17 protein-coding genes are annotated in these 23865 nt (G+C 45.5%); 11 read left to right on the top strand and 6 right to left on the bottom strand.

The genetic code is table 11. The features are described from left to right. Positions 1–232 precede the first annotated feature (232 nt). The gene (locus tag BWI96_RS14470) at positions 233–1312 is read right to left on the bottom strand and encodes a Gfo/Idh/MocA family protein (RefSeq protein WP_106637296.1); all 1080 of its coding nucleotides are present in this window, start codon (positions 1310–1312) and stop codon (positions 233–235) included. 431 nt (positions 1313–1743) lie between these two features. Between BWI96_RS14470 and BWI96_RS14475 the strand changes: the two genes are divergently transcribed. After that, positions 1744–4257: a DUF5686 and carboxypeptidase-like regulatory domain-containing protein gene (locus BWI96_RS14475; RefSeq protein WP_106637295.1), complete on the top strand. Its 2514-nt coding sequence runs from the start codon at positions 1744–1746 to the stop codon at positions 4255–4257. A 37-nt stretch (positions 4258–4294) separates the two neighbouring features. Here BWI96_RS14475 and BWI96_RS14480 read toward each other — a convergent pair whose 3' ends face one another. Beyond that, a complete protein-coding gene (locus BWI96_RS14480; protein WP_106637294.1) occupies positions 4295–4822 on the bottom strand; it encodes a YfiT family bacillithiol transferase in 528 nt (175 codons plus the stop codon). Between the two features lie 496 nt (positions 4823–5318). Further along, positions 5319–5549, bottom strand: coding sequence for a hypothetical protein (locus tag BWI96_RS14485; protein ID WP_106637293.1), 231 nt, complete (start codon positions 5547–5549; stop codon positions 5319–5321). A gap of 251 nt (positions 5550–5800) precedes the next feature. On the opposite strand from BWI96_RS14485, the gene BWI96_RS14490 reads away from it, so the two are divergent. The 5 genes from BWI96_RS14490 to BWI96_RS14505 all read left to right on the top strand — a co-directional run bounded on the left by BWI96_RS14490 (position 5801) and on the right by BWI96_RS14505 (position 12844). Beyond that, the gene (locus BWI96_RS14490; RefSeq protein ID WP_106637292.1) at positions 5801–7210 is read left to right on the top strand and encodes a tetratricopeptide repeat protein; all 1410 of its coding nucleotides are present in this window, start codon (positions 5801–5803) and stop codon (positions 7208–7210) included. 56 nt (positions 7211–7266) lie between these two features. Beyond that, the gene (locus BWI96_RS21640; protein WP_157830375.1) at positions 7267–7404 is read left to right on the top strand and encodes a hypothetical protein; all 138 of its coding nucleotides are present in this window, start codon (positions 7267–7269) and stop codon (positions 7402–7404) included. Between the two features lie 270 nt (positions 7405–7674). Next, positions 7675–10425, top strand: coding sequence for a TonB-dependent receptor (locus BWI96_RS14495; protein ID WP_106637291.1), 2751 nt, complete (start codon positions 7675–7677; stop codon positions 10423–10425). A 41-nt stretch (positions 10426–10466) separates the two neighbouring features. Further along, positions 10467–11723 (top strand): right-handed parallel beta-helix repeat-containing protein, encoded by a 1257-nt coding sequence (locus BWI96_RS14500; RefSeq protein ID WP_106637290.1) that lies wholly within the window; start codon positions 10467–10469, stop codon positions 11721–11723. Between the two features lie 62 nt (positions 11724–11785). Then, positions 11786–12844, top strand: a complete 1059-nt coding sequence (locus tag BWI96_RS14505; protein WP_106637289.1) for a phytase — start codon at positions 11786–11788, stop codon at positions 12842–12844. Positions 12845–12962: 118 nt separating this feature from the next. Here BWI96_RS14505 and BWI96_RS14510 read toward each other — a convergent pair whose 3' ends face one another. Beyond that, positions 12963–13835 (bottom strand): aldose 1-epimerase family protein, encoded by an 873-nt coding sequence (locus tag BWI96_RS14510; protein ID WP_106637288.1) that lies wholly within the window; start codon positions 13833–13835, stop codon positions 12963–12965. 397 nt (positions 13836–14232) lie between these two features. Here BWI96_RS14510 and rpsL point away from each other — a divergent pair, with 397 nt between their 5' ends. Together rpsL and rpsG are read left to right on the top strand one after the other, a co-directional pair. Beyond that, entirely contained in the window at positions 14233–14646 is a 414-nt protein-coding gene (gene rpsL, locus BWI96_RS14515) for a 30S ribosomal protein S12 (protein WP_106637308.1), read from the top strand. A 123-nt stretch (positions 14647–14769) separates the two neighbouring features. Then, complete coding sequence (gene rpsG, locus BWI96_RS14520; protein ID WP_106637287.1) at positions 14770–15237, top strand: 30S ribosomal protein S7; 468 nt, start codon at positions 14770–14772, stop codon at positions 15235–15237. A 318-nt stretch (positions 15238–15555) separates the two neighbouring features. Here rpsG and gldJ read toward each other — a convergent pair whose 3' ends face one another. Next, the gene (gldJ, locus tag BWI96_RS14525) at positions 15556–16794 is read right to left on the bottom strand and encodes a gliding motility lipoprotein GldJ (protein ID WP_106637286.1); all 1239 of its coding nucleotides are present in this window, start codon (positions 16792–16794) and stop codon (positions 15556–15558) included. A 202-nt stretch (positions 16795–16996) separates the two neighbouring features. After that, a complete protein-coding gene (gene mfd, locus BWI96_RS14530; protein ID WP_106637285.1) occupies positions 16997–20398 on the bottom strand; it encodes a transcription-repair coupling factor in 3402 nt (1133 codons plus the stop codon). A gap of 227 nt (positions 20399–20625) precedes the next feature. Here mfd and pnuC point away from each other — a divergent pair, with 227 nt between their 5' ends. The 3 genes from pnuC to BWI96_RS14545 all read left to right on the top strand — a co-directional run bounded on the left by pnuC (position 20626) and on the right by BWI96_RS14545 (position 23859). After that, the gene (gene pnuC, locus BWI96_RS14535; RefSeq protein WP_106637284.1) at positions 20626–21207 is read left to right on the top strand and encodes a nicotinamide riboside transporter PnuC; all 582 of its coding nucleotides are present in this window, start codon (positions 20626–20628) and stop codon (positions 21205–21207) included. Positions 21208–21418: 211 nt separating this feature from the next. After that, positions 21419–21832: a Holliday junction resolvase RuvX gene (gene ruvX / locus BWI96_RS14540; RefSeq protein ID WP_106637283.1), complete on the top strand. Its 414-nt coding sequence runs from the start codon at positions 21419–21421 to the stop codon at positions 21830–21832. A gap of 197 nt (positions 21833–22029) precedes the next feature. After that, positions 22030–23859: a glycogen/starch synthase gene (locus BWI96_RS14545; protein WP_106637282.1), complete on the top strand. Its 1830-nt coding sequence runs from the start codon at positions 22030–22032 to the stop codon at positions 23857–23859. Positions 23860–23865 lie beyond the last annotated feature (6 nt).

Below are 23865 nucleotides of genomic sequence, written 5' to 3'. Positions count from 1 at the left end.
ACAAAACGACGGACTGACCTACTTTGAAATACCTAGCACTGAATTCCACTTCCTCACTCGGCAGAGCCGAGCTACTGCGGTAGAAACGAGAGGGAATTTCGCACCGGCAGGCGAGAGACCTTCTGATAAAATGATACGATGATAGAGTTAGTAGAGTTGCTGCATGACCAATTACGTTCGCAAAGCCAGTAAGGTCCTTCACTTTGCTCTAAATGACAGGGGATAGATAATTTCATAACTTCACCATTTTCCCTGTCTTGGCCGATTCCCGGGCGGCTTCCAGAATGCGTACGACTATGAGATTATTCTCCAGCGAATACAAGGGATGAGGCTTTATTTTGCCGCGAATTAAATCCGCAAAGTAGGCGAAAGGATCGTCGTAAACGGGTAGATCCTGCTTGGTAATATTCCGTTTTTCCTCCTTCTTTTTACCACTTCTAACTTTATATTTCTCCTGATTTTCGGTAATTACATACCCACCATCGCCGTATACTTCTAAATCTTTACGGCTATACGGCCAGTTCCAGGAGGCCTGCACGATGCATTGGGCATGGGGGTATTCAATCACAATGGTGGCATCGTCGTCTACTTTGGGATACATATGAGGTTTGAATTGATGCGTAACGGCTGTTACCGAAAGCGGCTTTTCATTCTTCATGAAGTAAGTCATCAAATTGGCTCCATAACAACCAAAATCAATGAGGGCCCCACCGCCGTTTTGCACGGGGTCGGTTAGCCATTCAAAAAACTCTGGATTAACGTTGATTTCTTTGGGCCCTTCGTGCCCCGTATGCACCACCATTTTTTTGAATTTCCCAACCGCTGTGCTGTCCATCACTAGTTGATACGTTTTCTCAATGCTTGGGTACCACGAGGTTTCGTAATTAGTGAGTAGTAAGGTATGGTGTTTCCTTGCTAACTCCGCCATTCGCTCAGCATCTTTCACGTTCGTTGAAAGCGGTTTCTCCACCATGACATGAATACCTCGCGGAGCACAAGCTTCCACAACGACTTTATGTTCATAAATCGACCCAAAGGCTACCACCGCTTCGGGCTTCGTCTGATCGAGCATGGTTGCCAGGTCTTTATAAAACAGCTTCGGGTCGAGCTTATACCGGGACGCGTAACGCTGAGATAACTCCTGATTACTTTCAGCAATACCGACAAGTTCAATATCGCCCACAGGTTTTCGGCCTAAAATCCAGGGAACGTGTCCGTGGGTAATACCCGCTACGGCCACGCGAACGGGTTTCTGAGCTATCGCAATAGTGCTGGTTAGAACTAGCAAGCCCAGGAAGAGGAATTTTTTCATAGTGTTCAGAGGAGTTTGATTACTTCGTCTAATAGGTTCGGCTAGTTACTTAATTCTGCGAGATTAAGCTAATATTCCTCCGCAAAGCCTTCCTTAAAGGCACCACTTCGCTCTCGATTTTTCAATCGAATTTTAATGGGTCGACTCATTCATTCAAGCTATAAATCGTATATTTTTTAAAGTCTTAATTATACCCTGCCTATCTAAGCTATTTGAGCAGAATAAGAGTAAAAATTCTTAGAAATACATCCGCTAAACGTAATAAAATACATACCTCCTAATCCTACTACTTGGTAGTATTTAATTGTCAATTAATGTTAAAAATCTACATTCAAGTTAATTTATCAGTAAATTGGCTGCTCATTTATATAGTGTATTTTTAGTAAAAATTACCTATATAAGACACCCCATTACTTTATCAATCAGAGTTTATGTTTTCTTTATTCTCAAAAGGAATATTCATTCTGTGTGCCTTCTGCGTACCCTCCGTTGCTTTTGGGCAGTACCTCATCAAAGGTCGGGTTACAGACGCCTCTTCGGGAGAACCTATTCCTTTTGCCAATGTGGCCCTACGAGGGAAAGCCATTGGTACAACTACCAATTTTGAAGGCTACTATTCATTCAAAACCAGTCAGTTGAGTGATTCTCTGATTGCCACGAACATCGGCTATCGCATGCGTTCGAAAGCTTTACAAACTCAGGTAACCGAACAGGAGATTAATATTCAGTTAGAACCCGGCACGGCTCAGTTAAGAGAAGTAGTGATTCATGCTGGCGAAAATCCGGCCTACGCCATCATTCGAAACGCTCGTAGTCAGTTCAAACATCGGCAACCCGTTGAAGCTTATGAGTATACCAGTTACACCAAAATCGAACTGGATGTAGACAATGTCTCCGAGAAGTTTCGTAAGCGTAGAATAGTCCGCAAGATGACTGAGGCAATTGAGCAAGCCGAGTTTCTGGCAGGCGAGGACGGTCAGCCCATCTTACCCATGTTTGTTTCCGAAACTTTTTCACGTTTTTACTACCTGCATTCGCCGGAGTTACGCAAAGAACATATCCTTAAAACAGCTACGAAAGGGGTAGGTGTTAAGGACGGAAATTTCATTTCACAAATCACCGGCGGGAGCTTTCTTCAGAGTTTAAATTTCACACATAACTACATTACGTTTTTAGGAAAGGACTTGCTTTCCCCCATGGGTGAACACTGGAAAAGTACGTATGACTTTTATCTGGAAGATACCCTGGCGGTGGGTAATGAAGTATGCTACGCCATTGAGTTCAAACCCCGACGCAGCTCTGACCTGGCCTTCACGGGGAAGATCTACATTGATACTACACGTTATGCCTTGCGGGAAGTGGAAGCTACCATTGGCAAAGAAGCTAACCTGAATTTTATTGACAAATTAAAAATAGATCAGGAATTAACGATGGTGGTTAACGGGGCTGACTCCACGTGGTTACCCAACAAAACCCGCTTTATGATTGACGTTGCTCAGCTTACCAATAAATCCGCGGGGATGCTGGCTAAGTTTGATCTGTACAATCAGGATTTTGTCCTTAATAAGAAACATCCGCTCAGTTTCTACAATCCAAATCTGGAAGTAGCCGAAGATTTCAAGGAAGTGACGCCTGAATTCTGGGCCAAAACCCGCCCTGAAAACCTTAGTTCGGAGGATCTCCTCGCTAGAAAACTGATTGATACCCTTCAGAATCTGCCCATCGTCCGAACGTATGTGGATGTAGCAGAGCTTATTTCCACGGGCTGGAAAAAGTATCCTTACGTGGAATTTGGCCCTTACCTGTATTCCGCTGCCTGGAACCGAATTGAAGGCCTGCGGTTACGAATGGGCGTCCGCACCAATTCTGATTTCAGTAAGCACTGGATTTTACGCGGCCATCTGGCCTACGGTACGCTCGATCAGCGATTTAAGTATAGCGGAGAGGTGAACTATCTGTTCTCACGAAAAAGATGGACCGTTGCCGGAATTCGCTATTACCACGACCTTGAACGCATCGGTTTAACGCCTGATAAAATTGGCGATAACAAGCTGTTTTATGCATTTACGCGTTTTGGGAAAGTCCGTGGCTCTTATATGCAAACCGATTATGAGCTCTTTTTCAAGTCCGATGTTATTCGTAATCTTACGCTTTCGGGTTCCATAGACAATCGTAAGTACGAGCCACAATTTCCTTTCTTCTATAAAACTACCCCGCATCTGGGTGAAAATTCACCCCGCCAAACCAACTTCTACGATACCTTCGTCACCCTGGAAGCCCGTTATGCCAAAAATGAGCAATACTTAATGGATGGCAACGAACGGATCACACTGGGCACTAAACGAATTCCAGTGATTTCGTTCCGGTACGTAAGGGGTTTTGCGGGCTTAGTACATGGCAATTTTAATTACCACCGCTTCCAGTTATCAGCCTACCAGACATTACAAATGGGATTATGGGGACGATCTAATTATTCCTTTTCGATGGGTTATACGCCATCGGTTGTCCCTCCCATGTTACTATTTCCTCATTTGGGCAATCCAACCTGGCTGTTCAACCGGAATGCCTTTAACCTGATGGACTTTTTTGAATTCGTCTCCGATCGCTATGTTTCTCTACAGTTTAACCATTCCTTCGAAGGGCTTCTCACCAACCGTATTCCGGTCATCCAGAAGTTAAAACTGAGAAGTTTTATGCTTTTCAATGCCTTAGTGGGTCAGCAAAGTCTTCAAAACCACGAATTCATCGATCACCATAAACTTCCATCCCGTACGCACTATGACTATGGCTCTCTGGATCCAAGCATCCCTTACATGGAAATTGGGTACGGCATTGACAATATCTTCAAATTCATCAAGATAACGGCCCTCCACCGATTAACCTACCGGGACACTCGTTCGCAGAATTTCGCAATTAAAGCCAGTGCCCATTTTGGTTTTAATTAAACTAGGCGAGGTCAATTGACCCGCCCCAGTTTATTTATTACCAGCCCATCCGCTCTTTCAGACGGGTAACATGAGCCAGATGATGTCGGCCATGCCAGTCGTAATTACCCAACTGATAGTCCAGCGTTACGCTTTGCTGTGAGCCGGGATGAAAGAAGGTCTTCTGATAATCAGCCTCCTGCATGGTTTTGAATACATTGACCCAGCGAACGTGTAAGGCTTCCAGCAGCGACAGCGAAACGTCCAGTGGTGTTTCGAAAGTATCGCCCAGATCGGCCCAGCGGGCTTCTTCATAAGGCTTGATGCTTGGATTGGCTTCGGTCAAAGCCAATTTTGTACGAACATAGCCGTTCATGTGACTATCCGCTACATGATGCACCACTTGCCGAACCGTCCAGCCGCCTTCACGGTAAGGCATATTCAGTTGCTGTTCCGATAAACCTTCCAAAGCTTGACGATATTGACTCGGTACATGAAGGATGGACTTGATTAACTCGCTTCGCTGCTCAGGCGAGTAAGGGCCTTCGTAAACGAACAGGCCAATAGGATAGCGTAAGTCTTGCATGTATTGAATTTGGGGTTTGAATTCGTTTGGTCAGGTTTAAAGTAACTTGATCAGATTCATCTGATTTTGTCGGCACATCCTTTATCAAGGAAGCCACGTTCAAAGAAATTCAAACTTATCAAACCTTCGCAAATTATTGTCAAAGGACTCAAACAAATCCAGCTCATACTCCGCTCCGTAGTCGTTTGGCTCTGCCGAGTGACTGCGGAAGTTTACAGCTTGCCTTCAAGAAGCCTTCACGAAGCTAAGTAAGGTCCTTCGCTTCGCTCTGGATGACAGTTAGTGAGTTTATCTTAAGACTGCCAGCGAAAAAGCTGGTCGGGCCACGCTGGCAGCCTTAGCACTAGTTCCTTCGCCCACTCCACAGTAGTTGCTAAGCCGAGCGAATGCGAGAAACCAGGTTAAAATAAAAATAAGCCCGTGTCTCATCAGAAACACGGGCTGCGATCATGGTGGCTTCGTACGGGAAATGCTCTTAGGTAAAGGTTAATGCCTATTAATTCTGATTCAGAAAATCAGTAAAGTAAATCAGCTCTACTTCGAAGAATAAAGCCGTTCCCTCCCGAACCGGATCGGAGGTGATGGCGATACAGGGATACTGTTCCGGTTTAGGAATGGGTAACCATTCGGGCACCGAACACCCTGGGCTTTCTTCCTCGTGCTGCAAGCTGGTCGATAAAATGTGGCGAAGGTAATCTTCCTTGCTACGAACCAAGTTCTTCTGCATAATCGTGGCGTTTGGAATAGGCGGAAACGATTGACTTTATTTTTTACTCATATCGTGTATCAAAAATGGCAACTAGAATTAACAAATACAAATAAAATAGACAAATTCTTTGTTATTGATTCAAAAATCTCTGATTTACCCTTTTTTGAATATACTTCTTATTCGCCCAGCATTCCATCCCTTAACAATTTGTTAATCTCTACGACCATTCAAAAGTCTTAACTTCCAGATTCAAACGATCCCTATGACCCATGATTTTAGCCCTTTGGCGTAGCGGCTTATTACTAATTTTGTTGTCTTATGGTTCAGGATTTGGACAAAATATACGTTCAAATCAAGGCCGATCAGACTCAACATTCATCCAGGCGAAGGAAGAATACGCAATAGCTCTTCAGTCCGAAAAACCACTGGTAGCAGCGAAGGCACTTCAATCGCTCGGACGACTTTATTTTCACGCCGGACAATACCCGCAGTCGCTCAGTTATTATGCTCAGGCAGGTCAAAAACTAGAGCAGTTGGGAGAAAAGAAATGGCTCGCTGAAAATCATAATGCACTCGGTGAACTTTACTACTACAGCAAGCAACCCCAGCAGGCCCGACTTCAATACGAACAGGCCTTACTACTTTTCAAAACAGTATCGGATGCCTCGGGTATAGCGACTACCTACGGAAACATCGGGCATTTGTACGAAAAAAGACAACTCTACGACAGTGCTTTTTATTATCAGCAGCAGGCACTCCATCAGTACCTCTCCGCTCACAATCGGGAGGGAACGGCCAAGATTTACGAAAACATGGGGAGCATTTTTGAGGATCTTGAACGCTACGACTCGGCCCAGGTTTACTTTCAGCGGGCACTAAAAGTTAATCTTCAGACGAAAGATTCGCTACTCCGCATTGAAATCTATAATAACCTCGGCGACATTCTTCGCAAAACGGGTCACTTTCAGAAAAGCCTAATTTATAGCCGAAAAGCCTACGCACTAGCCCTGCAAACGCATGAACGCCATTACCTGAGTGGTTCGACCAATGACATTGGAAAAGCCTATCACCTGATGGGTCTGAACGACAGTGCCTACCATTACGTATCCTTGAGTCGGGCTTACGAAGCCGAAATTTATTCACTCGAAAGTAGCCAGCAACTGGCCCTGACCCAAACGCTTTTTGATACGGAAAAGAAGAATAATGAGATTGAGCGACTGACTAATGAACGTCAGTTCAACCAACTCATGACCGTCGCGGTAATTATCGGTCTTTTGCTACTGATTGGTTTGGTGAGTCTGGCTTACAATCGGCAAAAAATGAAAGTTCGAAATGAGCAGACCCTCAGTCGACAAAATCAATTGGTATACGAAACGCAGCGGGAACTCATGCAATCGGAGTTACGGAATCAGCAGTTGCAGGAAGAGCAGTTAAAGAATGAACTTGCTATTCGTTCGAAAGAATTATCCACTCACATTTTACATATCATTCAGAAAAATCAGGCATTGGAAGATTTGAAAGGTAACCTAGATAAACTAATAAAAGACGATAAACGTGATCACAAAAAGCAGATTAAGAAAATTGTTCAGCAAATTAATGATAGTTTTAGCCATGATCAATACTGGCTCGAATTCAGCAGCACCTTTGAGCAAGTACATCAATCTTTTTTGAAAAGTTAAGGCTCCATTCGGATCAATTATCTATTTCTGATTTACGATTGGTAGCCTTATTGAAAATGAATCTGACTTCATCTGATATTTCCACTTTATTAGGTATCTCGCAGGACAGTTTACGCGTTACCCGGTATCGTCTGCGGAAAAAACTTAACCTGGCCGCGGGTGAAAGCCTCACAGCCTTTATTCAGGGAATTTAGGGGCTTAACATTTTGGTAATATTGCCATAACGCAAACTTAATGGCGGTTTTGTAACGGTATAAATATTTAAAAATCAACAGATTAACTACTTTTTGTTAACACTGTTGCTTTCGTGCTAACGGAGGCTCCAGTCACCGAACTTCTTTCGGCTTTCCATTTCCTTGACTCCTAATTTTTCATCCTGCACCTTCGTCCCATCAAACGAAAATCAGTAAGAATACCGAGCTGATTCTCGTGCTGATTTTGCTTACTCAATCAGTACTCATTCGATGGGAAAGATTTATAGTATTATTGTTTTTATCAGCCTTATTTCATTTTACAGTTGGGCTGGATCTATTAAAGGGAAAGTTTCTGAATTATCTTCCGGTGAACCTATTACTGGAGCCGTTATTCGCGTAGAAAATACGATGTATCATGATCTTTCGGGATATGATGGCAGCTATACTATTAAAAACTTACCAGCCGGAACCTACCGGGTTACCATCAGTTTTATCACCTTTCAATCTACTACTAAAGAAGTTAAAATTTCCGGCACTGAAACCGTTGTTCTTGATGCATTCCTAGAACCTTCCCACAAACAAAATTTACAGGAAGTAGTCGTAAAGACGGGCCGTGAAGGAGCAACGGATCAAACCGCCCGTCACCTGGAACGTTCGGCGGATCAGGTGATGAATATCGTTTCGGGACGATCCATCCAGTTATCTCCCGACCTTACCGTTGCCAACGTTATCCAACGGGTTTCGGGGGTATCCATCGAACGAAATAGCAACGGCGACGGTCAGTACGCCATCGTTCGGGGGATGGACAAGCGGTATAATTACACGCTGGTCAATGGCGTGAAAATTCCAAGCCCGGATAACCGCTACCGCTACGTTCCGCTCGACATTTTTCCTTCCGATCTTTTGGATCGGCTTGAAGTTTACAAAGCCCTCACCCCAAGGATGGAAGGCGACGCGATTGGAGGAGCCGTCAATCTGGTTATGAAAGACGCTCCGAATCAACATTTGTTCACCGCTAACGTTTCGACGGGTTACAGCGAATTGTTCATGGATCGGCCCTTCATGAGTTATGACTGGAAGTCCGTTACTAAAAAATCGCCTTACGAACGCAACGGTAATCAGTACAATGCCACGCCAGCCGATTTTTCGAAAGTTACTTCGACCTATAGAAAGCAGTTGCCGCCACCGAATGTACTGGGTGGATTCTCCTGGGGTAACCGCTTTTTCAATCAAAAACTAGGCATTATCGTAGCCGGAAGTTACCAAAACACCTATCGCGGAAGTAATAGTTTATTTTTTGACTCTGAAACCGTTAACACTCAAAAAGGAGTAACCCTTACCAAGTTAAGCGAGCGTCAGTATTCCGAGCAGCAGTTACGCTACGGAGTTCACACGAAGCTGGATTACCGGCTGAATGATCGCCATAAACTCTCCTTATATAATGCCTTTATTAACCTGAGCAACAGCCAGATTCGGGATACCAAATCAACACAGTTAACCATTGGCGGGTACGATCCGATTGCCGGAAATGCGACGCTGGGGTATGACACCCGGAGCCGCTTGACGCAGCAGCAGATTTTGACGAGCACCTTGCAGGGTAAACACCAGATCAGCGATCCTTTTGAGGTGCAGTGGTCAGCAGTATATTCGAAGGCAACGAACCAACAGCCCGATCAAACGCAGGTTCCGTTACTAGGCGAACGTAAAAACTTCATCGAAACCCGAACAACCGTGCAGGATGCGTACCGTCGCTGGGAGCATAATTCAGACACCGATCTGGCGGCTTACCTGAACTTTAGTTATCGTTCTCATTTGGGTCAAACGCCCGTGGAATGGAAGGCGGGTGGGCTCTATCGCACGAAAAACCGGAGTAATTTCTATAATAACTACCAGCTTCGTCCCTCCAACCTGTTTGCCCGTTACGGCGAAGACTTCACATCCTACGATCAGATTAACTGGACGATTCAGAACCCGCGAGGTTCGGTTGGTAGTGCAATGACCTACGATGCCTCCGAGAAAACGGCTTCGGGTTATGTACAGGCCAAGGCAACGCCTCTACACTGGGAAATTCTGGGCGGCGTGCGAGTAGAGCATACGGATCAGGGATATGAACTGAAAAATCAGGTGGGAGAAGATCGTCCGACGGGTCATCAGATTTACACGGATGTATTACCCAGCCTGCACCTGAAATACATGCCGAATGGACAGACCAACTGGCGGGCCTCGTACTTCCGTTCGCTGAACCGTCCGGGCTTCTTCGAGATCGTTCCCTATAACGTCGTTCAGGAAGAATATCAGGAGCGGGGTAACCCCGATTTGAAGCGGGCAATTGCGGATAACATCGACTTGCGTTATGAACACTTTCCCACTCACACCGATCAGTTCATGGTGGGACTGTTCTACAAATACCTTCAAAATCCCATCGAGTATACGTTACAACGTGATCCCGTTCGTGGGCAGTCTATCATTTACACGCCGGGTAACTTCGGGAATGCTCAGAACGCCGGGCTTGAACTAGACTACATCAAATACTTCAGCAAGTGGGGAATCAAGGCCAATTATACCTATACGCTGTCCCGAATTACCTCCGCCAAATTTATCCGAACCCGTGACGAAAACGGGGATTTGGTACCCATGTACGTCAACCAAACGCGTCCTCTGTATGGTCAGTCTGCCCACATTGGTAACGTGACTGTGCTGTACAGAAATGATGGCTGGGACGCTCAGGTAGCGGGTAGTTACACCGGCGAGCGAATTAATACGGTTTCTCAATTCCTCAATAATGACCTCTGGCAAAAAGCCTTCATTCAAATGGATGCTTCGCTGGAAAAAGCCATGGGTCATCGTTGGGTCGTTTTTGCGAAAGCCAATAACCTGCTCAATACGCCGCTGGAAGTGTACATCAAAAACGCTGAGTCAGTTAACGAAGGATTGCCCTATCAAACCGAAGCGGGCAAAACCCTCATCCGTCGGGATTATTACCAGCGTAGCTACGTCTTTGGTTTACGCTTTAAACTCTAGCATTCAAGCTTTTACAAAATCTTTATTATCCAGAAACAATCATGAACAAACTGTTTATTGCAACCGGTCTGGCAATGGCCTTTTTAACCAGTTGTAGCAAAAATTCCGAAGAAACGCAGGTTACCCCAGCCCCTACCGAAGAAAGCGTAAGCGGTAACGTGGAAGGCGTTTGGAAAAAAGGGAATACCTACAAAGTGACGGGACACCTCCAGATTGCCGAAGGCAAATCCCTGACCATTGAAGAAGGCGTAACCGTTCTGATGAGCGATTCGATTGTGAAGCCTGAGATCCTCATCAGAGGGAACCTCTACAGCATGGGAACGACGGCCAACCCCGTAAAATTTACCGTGCCTGATGCCTGGAAAACGGCGGCTAATAACTTCGGTAACCTTTGGGGTGGTTTGATTGCCGGCCCCACCAATACGGAATTAGTCCTTTCAAATACCGTCCTTGAATACGGTGGAGCTGTCACTACGGAAGAATCTCCTTCGGTTAAGGCTCAGTTATACAAAGCGAAAGCGGGTGAGCACGTTCCGGTATTATATACTTCAAACACAGGCTCTAAAATTGTCGTGGCCAACAGCACCATTCGTCACTTCAACGAAGACGGTTTTTACCTCGAAGGTGGTAAAGTGTTAATCATGAACAACACCTTCCACACTACCGGCGTTTCGGGTGGCGAAGCCATTAACATCAAGTCAGGGGTACAGGCTGAGGTAGCTTTCAATGTCATCTATAGCCCCAACACAAATGCTCTGAAGCTTTCCAACGCGGGTGACAAAACGCCTCAGGCTTACATCGTGGCTTACAACAACACGATTGTGAACGCAGGCTGGAGACGTCCAACCATCAAAGGTGGTTCTATTTGGTTAGAAAAAACGGTTCGTGCGGACGTTTACAATACCTTACTGGTGAACGACCGTTTCGGTATTAAGCGGGACAAAGGTGCCCCTGAAGATACCCGTTCCGTCATTGCAAATAACTTCTATTACGGATACACGCAGACGGGCGTGGATCAATTTCAGCCTTCAACCGAAATCGTAAAAGGAACGAATGATATTCTGAGTACGAAAGCGGGAGAAAATGATCCTAAGCTAGTGAATTACCCCCTGTCTACGTCCAGCATGAATTCCAGCTACGACTCCTCCTGGGATTTTCACTTACAAACGGGCTCTCCAGCGTTAGGCAAAGGCAAAACAGACTTTACCCGTCTATATGCAAACGGTCTAAGTGTAAATGGGGTAACCTATACGTCACCCGCTCCCGGTTCTTACATCGGAGCGTTGGGGACGAAATAAGTCATCACTAGTCCCCATGTCAGCTGGTCTTTCGTGGGGACTTTTTGTATCTATATAAAAGGATGTTACTGAAAACGAGTGCGTTATTATTAACCGGACTGGCTCTGTTCACCAGTTGCCAGCGGCATACGATTTCCCGTCAGGCGGTAAAACCGCTGTACATTACCGAAAAACTGGCTCACGATTCTGATGACCCGGCCGTGTGGATTAACCCTCAGGACCCGGCCAAAAGTCTGATTGTCGGGACGGATAAAGACGTAGAGGGAGGACTGTATGTCTTCAATCTTCAGGGAAAAATTCAGCAAAAAATAGGAGGACTGAAGCGTCCCAATAACGTTGACATTGAATACGGTTTGATGCTGAACGGAAAGGCCACGGACATTGCCGTTACCACCGAACGCATGACGCACCAACTGCGAATTTTTTCTTTACCCGACCTGAAACCCGTGGATAACGGCGGTATCGAAGTTTTTGAAGGAGAAACCCAGCCAGAATACCGCGATTTAATGGGCATTTCGATGTATAAAAACAAAGCAGGCGTAATCTATGCCATCGTAGGTAGAAAGACGGGTCCTACTACGGGAGGTTACCTCTGGCAGTACCGCCTTGACGATGACGGAAGGGGCCAAATTAAGGCCACGTTAGTTCGGAAATTCGGTGCTTATAGCGGTCTGAAGGAAATTGAATCCATCGTAGTGGATGACAAGCTGGGTTATGTGTATTATTCGGACGAAGGCAAAGGCGTTCGCCAGTACTATGCGGATCCTGAAAAGGGTAACGAAGAGTTAGCCTTATTTGCAACCGAAAACTTCAAAGTCGATCACGAAGGCATTTCAATTTATGAACTAACCGACAGCACGGGTTATATCCTGGTATCGGATCAGGGAGCGAATCGCTTCCAAATTTTCAGCCGCGAAGGAACGCCGGATAAGCCTTTTGAACATAAGCTGGTTAAAATTGTGGACGTGCGGGCCATGGAAAGTGATGGCTCTGAAATGGTTTCCGTGCCTTTGAATAATGACTTTAAACACGGCTTGTTTGTCGTCATGAGTACGGATCGAACCTTTCACTTATACCGCTGGGAGGACATTGCGGGAAAGGAATTAAAGTTACGCCCTTAATGAAAATTGCCAGCTTCTCGGCTGGCAATTTTTGTATCATCCCATTGCGAAAACCCGGGTTCATGACGCTGAGTTATTCATTTTCAATTCTTTTGGGATTCTCTTACTTCTCCATTTTTTAAGAAAGAGTTACTTTCCAGGTGCGTTCGAATACTTCTCCGGCAGCCAGACGATTAATCCCCTCCTTCGTTTCTAAATTCTGATCGTGTGTAACGCTATCGGCAATACCGCACCAAGGTTCGATACAAACAAAAGGGGCCTTCGGAGCGGCCCAAATGCCGAGGTAAGGAAAGTCCTCAAAATCAAATTTCAACTGATAAGGAACCTGATCTGATTTCAGGGTTACCGAAGTAGATTTCAGATGCTTAAACACCAAAGCATCTTCCGCAAAAAGCTCATGAGATAAAGCAATGCGGTTACTATTTTCTACGACAGGTTCGGGGGTTACGTCAATCAGGCCCCCTTCGGCCAGCGGCCAACGATGGAAGTCTTCCGTTTCATTAAACTCCAGGTAATAATCCGTGTATTGCGTTTCGTCGGTGAAAGGAACGCGGAACGCCGGGTGTCCACCCACGGAGAAAAATAAATCCTTTGAATCGTGATTGGTTACCTTGTACTGAACGGATAATTCATTCTGACGTAACGTATAGATCACCCGCAGCCGAAATTCAAAGGGATAAACCGCCATCGTTTCGGCATTACTCTTCAATAAAAACGTCAGGTCAGATTCACCTTCGGCTTCCAGTTCAAACTCCATATCCCGGGCAAAACCGTGTCTGCTCAGCTTGTACGAGTTCCCTTCGTAGTGATACTCGTTGTTTTTCAAAGCTCCTACGATTGGAAATAAAATGGGGGAATGTTTGGCCCAGAAAGCGGGATCTCCGCTCCAGAGGTATTCCAGATGCGTTTCTTTATGATAAAGGCTTACCAATTCCGCCCCTTTCTGGCGGATGGCTACTTTGAGATAATCATTTTCGAGGAAATAAGTCATAGGTCTATTGAAATTGTATTTGATGTAATAAACACAGTACAGCCAAAGTTGATCGGAATCTTTGAAAAAAGAAAGACAGCTTTAGAAGGGATTAATGATTCGTAATTTGAAACCGTTACCCTAGGCTATGTCCACGTTATTCATACGGATCCACCTTTGGGGTTTTATTTCTTCTTTAAAATCATTCTCTGCCCTAACTAAATTAACCCCAAACCCTCAACGCTAAACTTCAAATTCCAAGCTCAAAACCCCAAACACTACCCTTAATCGTCTGGTAGTCTGACTAATTAAATCCGCCCCGGAACTAAAAAAACGAAAACAAGCTTGTCTTTTTTACGAAAAGAGAGTACTTTTGCAGTCCGTTTTTCAAGACGAACATTTTTTATTTTTTTACATCATGCCAACTATTTCACAACTAGTACGTAAGGGTCGTGAGCGTGTGACTTGGAAATCAAAGTCTCCAGCTCTTGACGCTTGCCCTCAAAAACGTGGTGTGTGTACTCGTGTATACACAACTACACCGAAGAAGCCTAACTCTGCTCTTCGTAAAGTAGCTCGTGTGCGTTTGTCACATGGTAAAGAAGTTAACGCCTATATCCCCGGAGAAGGCCACAACTTACAGGAACACTCTATCGTACTGATCCGTGGTGGTCGTGTGAAAGATCTTCCTGGGGTTCGCTACCACATCATCCGTGGTGCTCTGGATACTGCAGGTGTTAAAGGTCGTATGCAAGCTCGTTCTAAATACGGTGCGAAACGTCCTAAACCCGGTCAGGCTCCCGCAGCTCCTGCAAAAGGTAAGAAGAAGTAATCTTTTTCTGATCCATCGTCGTCAGTTCGAAAGACTGAGGGCTTAACACATCCGAGAATGCAGTAAGCCACTGTTACGGGCAGAAGCGACGCGTTCTCATCAACATTCAAACGTAACTTAGTCATGCGTAAGGCAAAACCAAAAAAACGGTACGTATTACCAGATCCTAAATTCAAGGAGACGCTCGTAACGAAATTTGTAAACAACCTCATGTACGAGGGCAAAAAGTCTACTGCTTATAACATCTTCTACGGTGCTCTGGAATTAGTAGAGAACCGCACCAAAGAAAATGGTCTGGAGACTTTCAAAAAGGCGTTGAACAACGTTATGCCTACGGTAGAAGTAAAGAGCCGCCGTGTAGGTGGTGCTACCTTCCAGGTTCCAACTGAAGTTCGTCCCGAGCGTAAACAGTCAGTAGGCATGAAATGGCTGATTAAATATGCTCGTGGTCGTAACGAGAAGACCATGGTAGAGCGTCTGGCTAGCGAAATCGTAGCAGCTGCTAAAGGCGAAGGTGCTGCGGTGAAGAAGAAAGACGATACGCACCGGATGGCTGAAGCTAACAAAGCTTTCTCTCACTTCCGCGTATAGTTCTGAGGAATATATTCTCAAGAAAAGAGTTGCAGACTTTCGGGTTTGCAACTCTTTTTTCGTTTGAATAGGTTTGGAGTCATTGCAAAAGCAATGATTCCAAACCTATTCAGCCTGTCATTCAGAGCGAAGCGAAGGACCTTATTTAGCATTCGTGAATGTTCCTCAAATGAAAGCATCTACTCCCGCAGTCGCTCGGCAGAGCCGAGCGACTGCTGAGCTTTTAGAATTCTCTCACCTCAAACCTTCTCTAACCACTTCAAACAAAAAAAAGCCACCCAAGTGGGCAGCTTCTTTTCAACTAAACTGGAAATTAAATTATCTCTTTCTTCCTGAAGCGATCATCGAGCAACGGAAACCGATGGTAGCCGTTGACGAATCCTGATCTAGGTAACGACGAGTTCCGGGAGCCAACCAGTAGGCAATATCTGCCCAGGAGCCACCTTTATACACCCGCGTACGGTTGTCCAACAGGGAGTTGTTATCTTTTTTACCGTAGTTTTTCTCATCATCCAGGTAACCATCCCGACGAACAGGGTTCAAATCGCTGAACGTCTGGAAGGTGGTGGGGCGGTATACATCCCATACCCACTCATTTACATTTCCAGCCATGTTATACAGACCAAAATCGTTAGGAGGATATGAATACACTTCATCCGTGATGATGGCACCGTCGTTCGTTTTACCGGCAATACCCGCATAATCCCCGCGACCCCGTTTGTAGTTAGCTAACATCGTGCCTTTTTTCTTACCTGAGCTTTTACGCATCGAAGAACCATCCCAGGGATAAATCCGCTGATTCGACTGGTTTTCATCCAGGTATTGCGTACCGATCAAAGCTTTCGCTGCGTATTCCCATTCAGCCTCTGTTGGCAGACGGTAATTCGGCAGGACGAAGCCCGTTTCAATGGCAGCACGGCCTCCGGTATATTGTTGGCTAGAAGCTTCTGCTGTCGCCTCTTCCCCTTTCTTGCCTTTTTTCTTACCGCCGCTGGTTGCTTTACGAGCCAGATCATTGTTTACGGCTCCTGTACGCCAGGCTGAGTAATCCTGTGCCTGTACCCAGGAAACACCCACAACCGGATACATGCGGAAACCAGGGTAACGCAGATATTGATCTACGTAGGTATCGTTGAAGGCCATTTCGCCCGCCCATACGGTGGTATCGGGTAAAGCCGCTTCGTAAAACTCCTGAGTCGAGTCTTTCTGAATGGCGTGCAGATATTCGAGGTAGTGAACGTTAGCAATTTCGGTTTCATCCATAAAGAAGGATTGTACCGTTACTGTACGCTCTACGTTATCGTGAACACCCGCTACGTCTTCTTCCAGCGAACCCATCACAAAACGACCGCCTTCGACGTACACCAGGTTAGGACCCGTTGGCTGCCCTTTAAAGCTTTTAGGCGTTGAAAAACCTTCTTTCGTGTTATACGCAATGCCTGTTGCCGTACTATTCTTCCCGATATGGGCACTATCAGGCGTTTTGTTCTTTTTGCAAGCCGTTGTCAGTAGCACCATCGCCCCCAACAAATAATAAACTGACGCAATTCTCATCATTGCTATGTATATGGTTTGGAATATCGCTTTGGTTTCTGTTTTAAGTGAACGTCCAATTCTGCTTTAGAGATGGACGTTCACTTAAAATCGCTTACAAAATCGTACAAAAATAGAAGATTGGCTGGAATTACTTGATAACCGTTCAGTCATTCCTATTACCTAATCTTTGAAAATCGGTTTAAATACTCAAATCGGCCCTTCGTTAGGCTTTCATTTTTTCGGGTGAGGCGACCATGTGGCCCAATAACTCATCGAGGTCTTTTACCTGCCGGATATTTTCGGCCTGTAGTAATAACTTCCCTTTGACATCCCGCAGAGCAACGCGTTTGGGTTGAGCCTTCACAAAATCAAGTACTCGGCCAAATCTTTCGGATTGGAAGTAAGCTTCATGCTCACCTGAAACGAAAGTTCCTTTCAATGTATTTTGTTTAAGCGTTAATTTTTCAAAACCAATTTGTTCTGCTTTCCAACGAACCTTCACCAAACCAATCAAATCACGAACTTCTTCTGGAGCCGGACCAAATCGATCCGTTACTTCGGCCTGAAATTTCTGTAACTCGGCTTCCTCTTTCAGATTATCCAGACGGTTATACAAACTGAGCCGTTCGGATATGTTAGATACGTAATTTTCAGGAATCAGGACGGGCAAATCCGTTTCAATCTGACATTCCACCCGCAGATTTTTAGCGGCTTTGGCTAATTCGTCCGCAAAGAGGTCTTTAAACTTCGTTTCCTTCAACTCCTGGACGGCTTCGTCGAGGATTTTATGATAGGTTTCAAAGCCTAAATCGTTTATGAAGCCACTTTGTTCAGCTCCAAGCAAATTTCCTGCTCCACGAATGTCCAAATCCCGCATGGCTACCTTGAATCCATCGCCCAATTCCGTGAATTCTTCCAGAGCCTGAAGGCGTTTACGGGAATCACTGGTTAATAACGAAAGAGCAGGGGTCAGCAGGTAACAATACGCCTTTTTATTGGATCGGCCAACCCTTCCCCGCATCTGGTGAAGATCGCTCAAGCCAAATAAATGGGCCTGATTAATCAGAATCGTATTGGCATTCGGGATGTCCAGTCCGGCTTCGATGATATTCGTTGAAATCAGAACGTCATATTCTCCTTCAATAAATTTCATCATTACCTTTTCCAGACGATCGCCATCCATCTGGCCGTGGGCAATACCAATTTTAGCGTCTGGCACCAATTTCAGAATCATATTACCCAGCGTTTCCAGATCACCAATCCGGTTATGGACAAAGAAAACCTGCCCGCCGCGTTTCAGTTCAAGCATGACGGCATCCCGGATTTTTAGTTCGTCGAATACCATTAATTGCGTCGTAACGGGCTGACGATTCGGCGGTGGCGTAGCAATAACGGACAAGTCACGGGCTCCCATTAACGAGAAGTGAAGCGTTCGGGGAATAGGCGTCGCCGTGAGGGTTAATACGTCCACATTGAGTTTAAATTCCTTCAACCGATCTTTGACCTTCACGCCAAACTTCTGTTCCTCATCAACGATGAGCAGACCCAGATCTTTAAACTTCACGTCCTTTCCTACAATCCGGTGCGTTCCGATGAGAATACTCGTTTCGCCAGACTGCACCCGCTTCAGCGTTTCCTTAATCTGCTGCGTGGTTTTGAATCGGTTAATGTATTCGACTTTCACCGGAAAACGCTCAAAACGGTCACGAAAGGTACGGTAATGCTGCATGGCTAATACCGTGGTTGGCACCAGCACCGCCACCTGCTTATTATCCGCAGCGGCTTTGAAAGCGGCTCGCATCGCTACTTCCGTCTTACCAAACCCAACATCCCCACAAACCAGACGATCCATAGGGTGCGGTTTTTCCATATCTTCTTTTACCGCCGCCGTTGAAGAAGCCTGGTCGGGGGTATCTTCGTAAAGGAACGACGACTCCATCTCGACTTGTAAGAAACTATCCCGCGAATAGGCATAACCCGGAGCAAATTTCCGCTTGGCGTACAGCTCGATCAGCTCCGCCGCGATGTCTTTGACCTGCCGCTTGACCTTCGCCTTTTTGTTTTCCCACTCCGGTGACCCTAACTTACTCAACGAGGGTTGAGTGCCCTCCTTACCCGTATACTTAGCGATTTTGTGCAAACTCTGCACGTTCACTACAACGGTATCATTATCCCTGAAAACCAGGCGAATTCCTTCCTGTTTGTGATCACCTACATCAATCTTCACGAGTCCAGCGAAACGGCCAATGCCGTGGTCAATGTGAGTAACAAAATCGCCCGGAGCCAGTGTTTTGAGTTCGCGAAGCGTAAGGGCTTTGGACTTACTGTACTTATCCCGAACGCGATACCGATAAAACCGATCAAAAATTTGGTGATCGGTGAAACAGGCGATTTTCAGGGTATCATCAATATACCCTTCCCGCAGGGAAACATTCACGGCCTGAAAACGAACCGAGTCATTGGATTCTCCTACGATCGTATTTAATCGTTCCAGTTGCTTCTGGGTTTCAGCAACAATAATGTTCGTATACCCCCGGTATTGTTGTTCATGAAGGGTTTCAATCAGTCGATTGAAATCTTTATTGAAGCTGGGCTGGGGTTTCGAAGCATAATTAACGCGAAGGTCTGCTGGTGATTCGGTTGCCCCATCGGCGGCTTTGAAATAAAACCGTTTCCCAAATTCTACGCTCGGATATTCCTTGATATGATTGAGGAAACTGCGACGGGTTTCAAACAACTGGGAAGGTTCATGAATCACCTTGATACCGCCGCTCCGCTCTACAATTTCGTTGAAGCTTTTCTCAACATTCTCAAAACAGATTCCGATCAGTTCGAGGGTTAATTCCACGTCCTTAAACCAGAGTCGGGTTTCTTTGCCAAAAAAGCTGAAAAACGATTCCCGGGTCTCCTGAATAAGCTTGGTCTGAACGTCGGGAACGATATTAATCTGGGAAACGGATTCTTTGGAAAGCTGCGTATCGGGATCAAACGTTCGGATGGATTCTACCTCATCACCGAAAAGGTCAATCCGGTAGGGGAATTCGTTAGCGTAGCTATATACGTCAATAATTCCCCCCCGCAGGGCAAACTGACCCGCTTCGTACACAAAATCGGTTCCCTCAAAATCCTGGCTAATTAAAAATTCAGTCAGGAATTCAGTATCAATTTTTTCGCCCACCGAAACCGTAAATGTATTCTTCACGAGTGACTTCCGGTTGATAACCTTTTCACTCAGAGCTTCTGGATAGGTAACGATTAATAACGGATGTCCCTTTTCATTCAACCGGTTCAGAACTTCGGCCCGCATCAATACGTTCGCATTATCAATCTCTTCGTATTCGTAGGGCTTTTTATAAGACATTGGAAAAAACAGGACGTGGTCTTCGCCCAGCAAATTCTGAAGGTCATTATAGAAATAGGCCGCTTCTTCTTTATCCGACAAAACCAGCAAAGAAGACGCCGGCTGATGCTGATAGAGGGATGCCACCAGAACCGAATCCAGACTTCCGGCTAATCCTTTGATCTGAAGATGGTAATCATTAGGCTGTTTACTTTGAATTCGTTCGCTAATGAGACGGATAAACGGATCATTGCGATACAGCGTTAACAAATCTTTAACTAGCATCGAGTTTATTTTAAAAATTCGCTTTTTGCTACCGGGTTTTCACACAACTTTGTCTGGAAATGGACCCCCGGTTCCTGCGTTTATGAATCGTATGCATGGGTTTTCAAACGCAATAGAACGCAGTAAACCCCGCCGTAAGCCGAATTTCTCGGTACCGACAGGGAGACTATTAGAAAACTCTGAGACCCGGAGCAAAGTTCAGATTTTTATCAAATTAGCCCTACTGAATGGACGTATTTCTAGCCTACATAAAAACCAACTGGCTTGAACTGGCCGGCTTAATTACCGGCGTCATTTGTGTCTGGTATAATACCCGTCAAAATGTATGGGGATTTTTCTGGGGCATCATCAGCGTCGTGATTTACGCAGTCATTTTCTGGGAAGCCCGGCTCTATGGTGACATGGGTTTACAGATCGTTTTTGCCATCCTGAGCGTTTATGGACTTTACCAGTGGCTATACGGCGGAGAGGGCCATACGGAACTCCAGGTTCGCACCTTGCCTCGAAATCTCATCGGCTGGCTGGTGCTAATTACGCTGAGCGGCACGGCCTTTCTGAACTGGCTACTAAGTCGGTTTACCGATGCCAGTCTGCCCCTGGTCGACTCGTTTACCACTACCATCAGTTTGATTGCCCAGTGGATGCTGGGACGAAAATTTCTGGAAAACTGGTGGTTATGGTTGTTCGTAGACGGCATCTACGTCTTCGTTTACGCGTATAAAAGTTTATACTGGACGGTTCTTTTATACGCCATTTATCTGGCTCTTTGCCTAGTTGGTTATAAAGACTGGAAGAAAGATATGAGATAGTGGTTTTAAGATACTTGTAATACTTATAAACTTTCTTACCTTTTCACACTTTCAAACGGTTCCCAGCAAAAACCCTGAAGCTATTTATTTTAGCTGATCCGAATTGTTGGGTTAATTAATTATTAGTCAATTTTTTACGTTAAATCCCGGAGGTTATTTTATCTGGTTTTTCATTACCGTTTACTAAATAATCCCTTAATTTTTTAAACTATTGGCACGAATTCTTGCTATAGACTATGGAACCAAACGCGTAGGGCTCGCCGTGACGGATCCTCTGCAACTCATTGCGACGGCTCTGGATACCGTGCATTCAACGCAGGTCATCCCTTTTCTGAAAGACTACTGCCAGCGGGAAGCGGTAGAAGCTTTCGTAGTAGGAATGCCCACTAATCTGGATGGTTCGGACACTTCCAATACGCCACATGTGCGGGGATTTTTACGAATTCTGAAGAAAACCTTTCCGGAAATCCCAGTGCATGAACACGATGAGCGATTTACTTCCGTCATGGCTATGCAGTCTTTAATTGCGATGGGAACTACTAAGAAAGATCGTCGGGATAAAGGCGTTATTGATCGCGTTTCGGCTACTATCATTTTACAGTCTTTTTTAGCTAGTCGTCCGTAGTTCATTAATAGCCTTTTAATAAATAAAAATGAGCCAGAGTATGGTGTATCAAAAAAAATCCTACTCTTTTGGCATAAAACTTTAAGATTATTTTAGACGAATAATTCCCTTGAAAAATACCATTCTATATTTGGTAGCTCAAAGTAGTTTAGGCACAAAGAACTTTCAATTCACATTGTTTACATTAATACTCGGCTATGGCTTTCGAAGTTGAACCCATTAAGCCCAAGATACGACCTCGCCTACTGATTGAAATAGCCTGGGAAGTATGCAATCAGGTTGGGGGTATTTATACAGTAATCCGCTCCAAGGTTCCGGCAATGGTCGAAAAATGGGGCGATGATTATTTTTTACTTGGGCCTTACTTCCCGGAAAAAGCCTTGGCTGAGTTCGAACCCATATCGGATCTCGACGATTCAGCGTTGGGTAAAACCGTACGAAAAATGCGGGAAATGGGCTTCGATGTGCAGTATGGTTACTGGCTCGTCACCGGAAAGCCCCGCATTGTGCTTTTTAATTTTTACACGCTGTTTAATCAGCTGGATCAGTTAAAGTACGACCTCTGGGAAAAGCATCAGCTTTCTACGCTTAACGCGGAAGATTTGGTTAATCAGGTCATTGCTTTTGGAGAATGCACCCGTATTTTCCTCAATGAGCTATCCCGTGATCATAGTGGTCGATATGACATAACCGCCCATTTTCACGAATGGATGGCCGCTACGGCCCTTCCCTATATTGCTCATGAATCTCCGAAATTAGCGACGGTTTTCACCACGCATGCTACCATGCTGGGACGCTACATGGCTCCCAACGTTCCTAATTTCTACGAGTTATTACCGACGTTCAACTGGCGGGAACAAGCTCAGCATTTTGGCATTGCAACGCAGGCAACGATTGAATACCTGGCGGCTCAGAACTGTCACGTTATGACGACGGTTTCGGACGTTACGGCTAAGGAATGCGAGTTTTTGCTAGGTCGTAAATGCGATCTAACTTTACCTAACGGCCTGAATGTTACCCGATTCACAGCGACGCATGAGTTCCAGAACCTGCACGTTCAGTATAAGGCAAAAATCCATCAATTTGTGATGGGTCACTTCTTCCAGAACTATTCCTTCGATCTGGATCGCACCTTATATTTCTTTACTTCAGGCCGATTTGAGTATAATAACAAGGGCTACGACTTAACACTCGAAGCCCTGAGCCGACTGAATGCCAAATTGCAGGCAACCAATTCGGACATGACGGTGGTGATGTTCATCGTCACTAAAAATCCGGTGTATTCGATGGATGCCGATGTGTTGCAAACGCGGGCCGTAATGGCCGAAATCCGGCAGACCTGCGAAGCGATTGAGCGACAGATTGGTGAACAGTTATTCATGGCTTCAGCCACGAGTAATGAGCTAAAGATGCCCGATCTGAATCAGTTTGTGGATGAATACTGGCAGTTGCGGTTACGCCGAACTATTCAGTCGTGGAAGACCCATCAGTTACCTAAAACGGTAACGCATTACCTGAAACAGGAAGATGCTATCGTTGATTTCCTTCGGAAATCGAACATGCAGAACCACGAAAGTGACCGCGTGAAGATCGTCTATCACCCTGATTTCATTGCCTCAACCAACCCCCTATTTGGGATGGATTACAGCCATTTCGTGCGGGGTTGTCACCTGGGAATTTTCCCAAGTTATTACGAGCCTTGGGGTTATACACCACTGGAATGCGTCGTGCGGGGCGTTCCTACCATTACCAGTGATTTATCCGGTTTTGGGGATTATATGAACCAAATCATGGCCGATCCGGAAAACTGGGGTGTTTATGTGCTAAACCGCAGCCATCAGGATTTTCATCAGGCCGCAGAAACGCTTTCCGAGTTACTGTTCAAATTTGTACGTACCTCCCGCCGCGACCGGATCATGCAGCGAAACCGTACCGAAAGCATTTCCGAAGTATTTGACTGGAAAAACCTCAGAAGCTATTACGATACCGCTCACGACCTGGCTCTGAAACGCCGGAAACATGGGTAACAAAAA

Origin of the sequence: Siphonobacter sp. SORGH_AS_0500, from assembly GCF_002838835.1 — a bacterium.
Classification (GTDB): Bacteria; Bacteroidota; Bacteroidia; order Cytophagales; family Spirosomataceae; genus Siphonobacter.
Note: the sequence above shows the minus strand (reverse complement) of the source record. Positions and strands in the feature narration are given on the sequence as shown.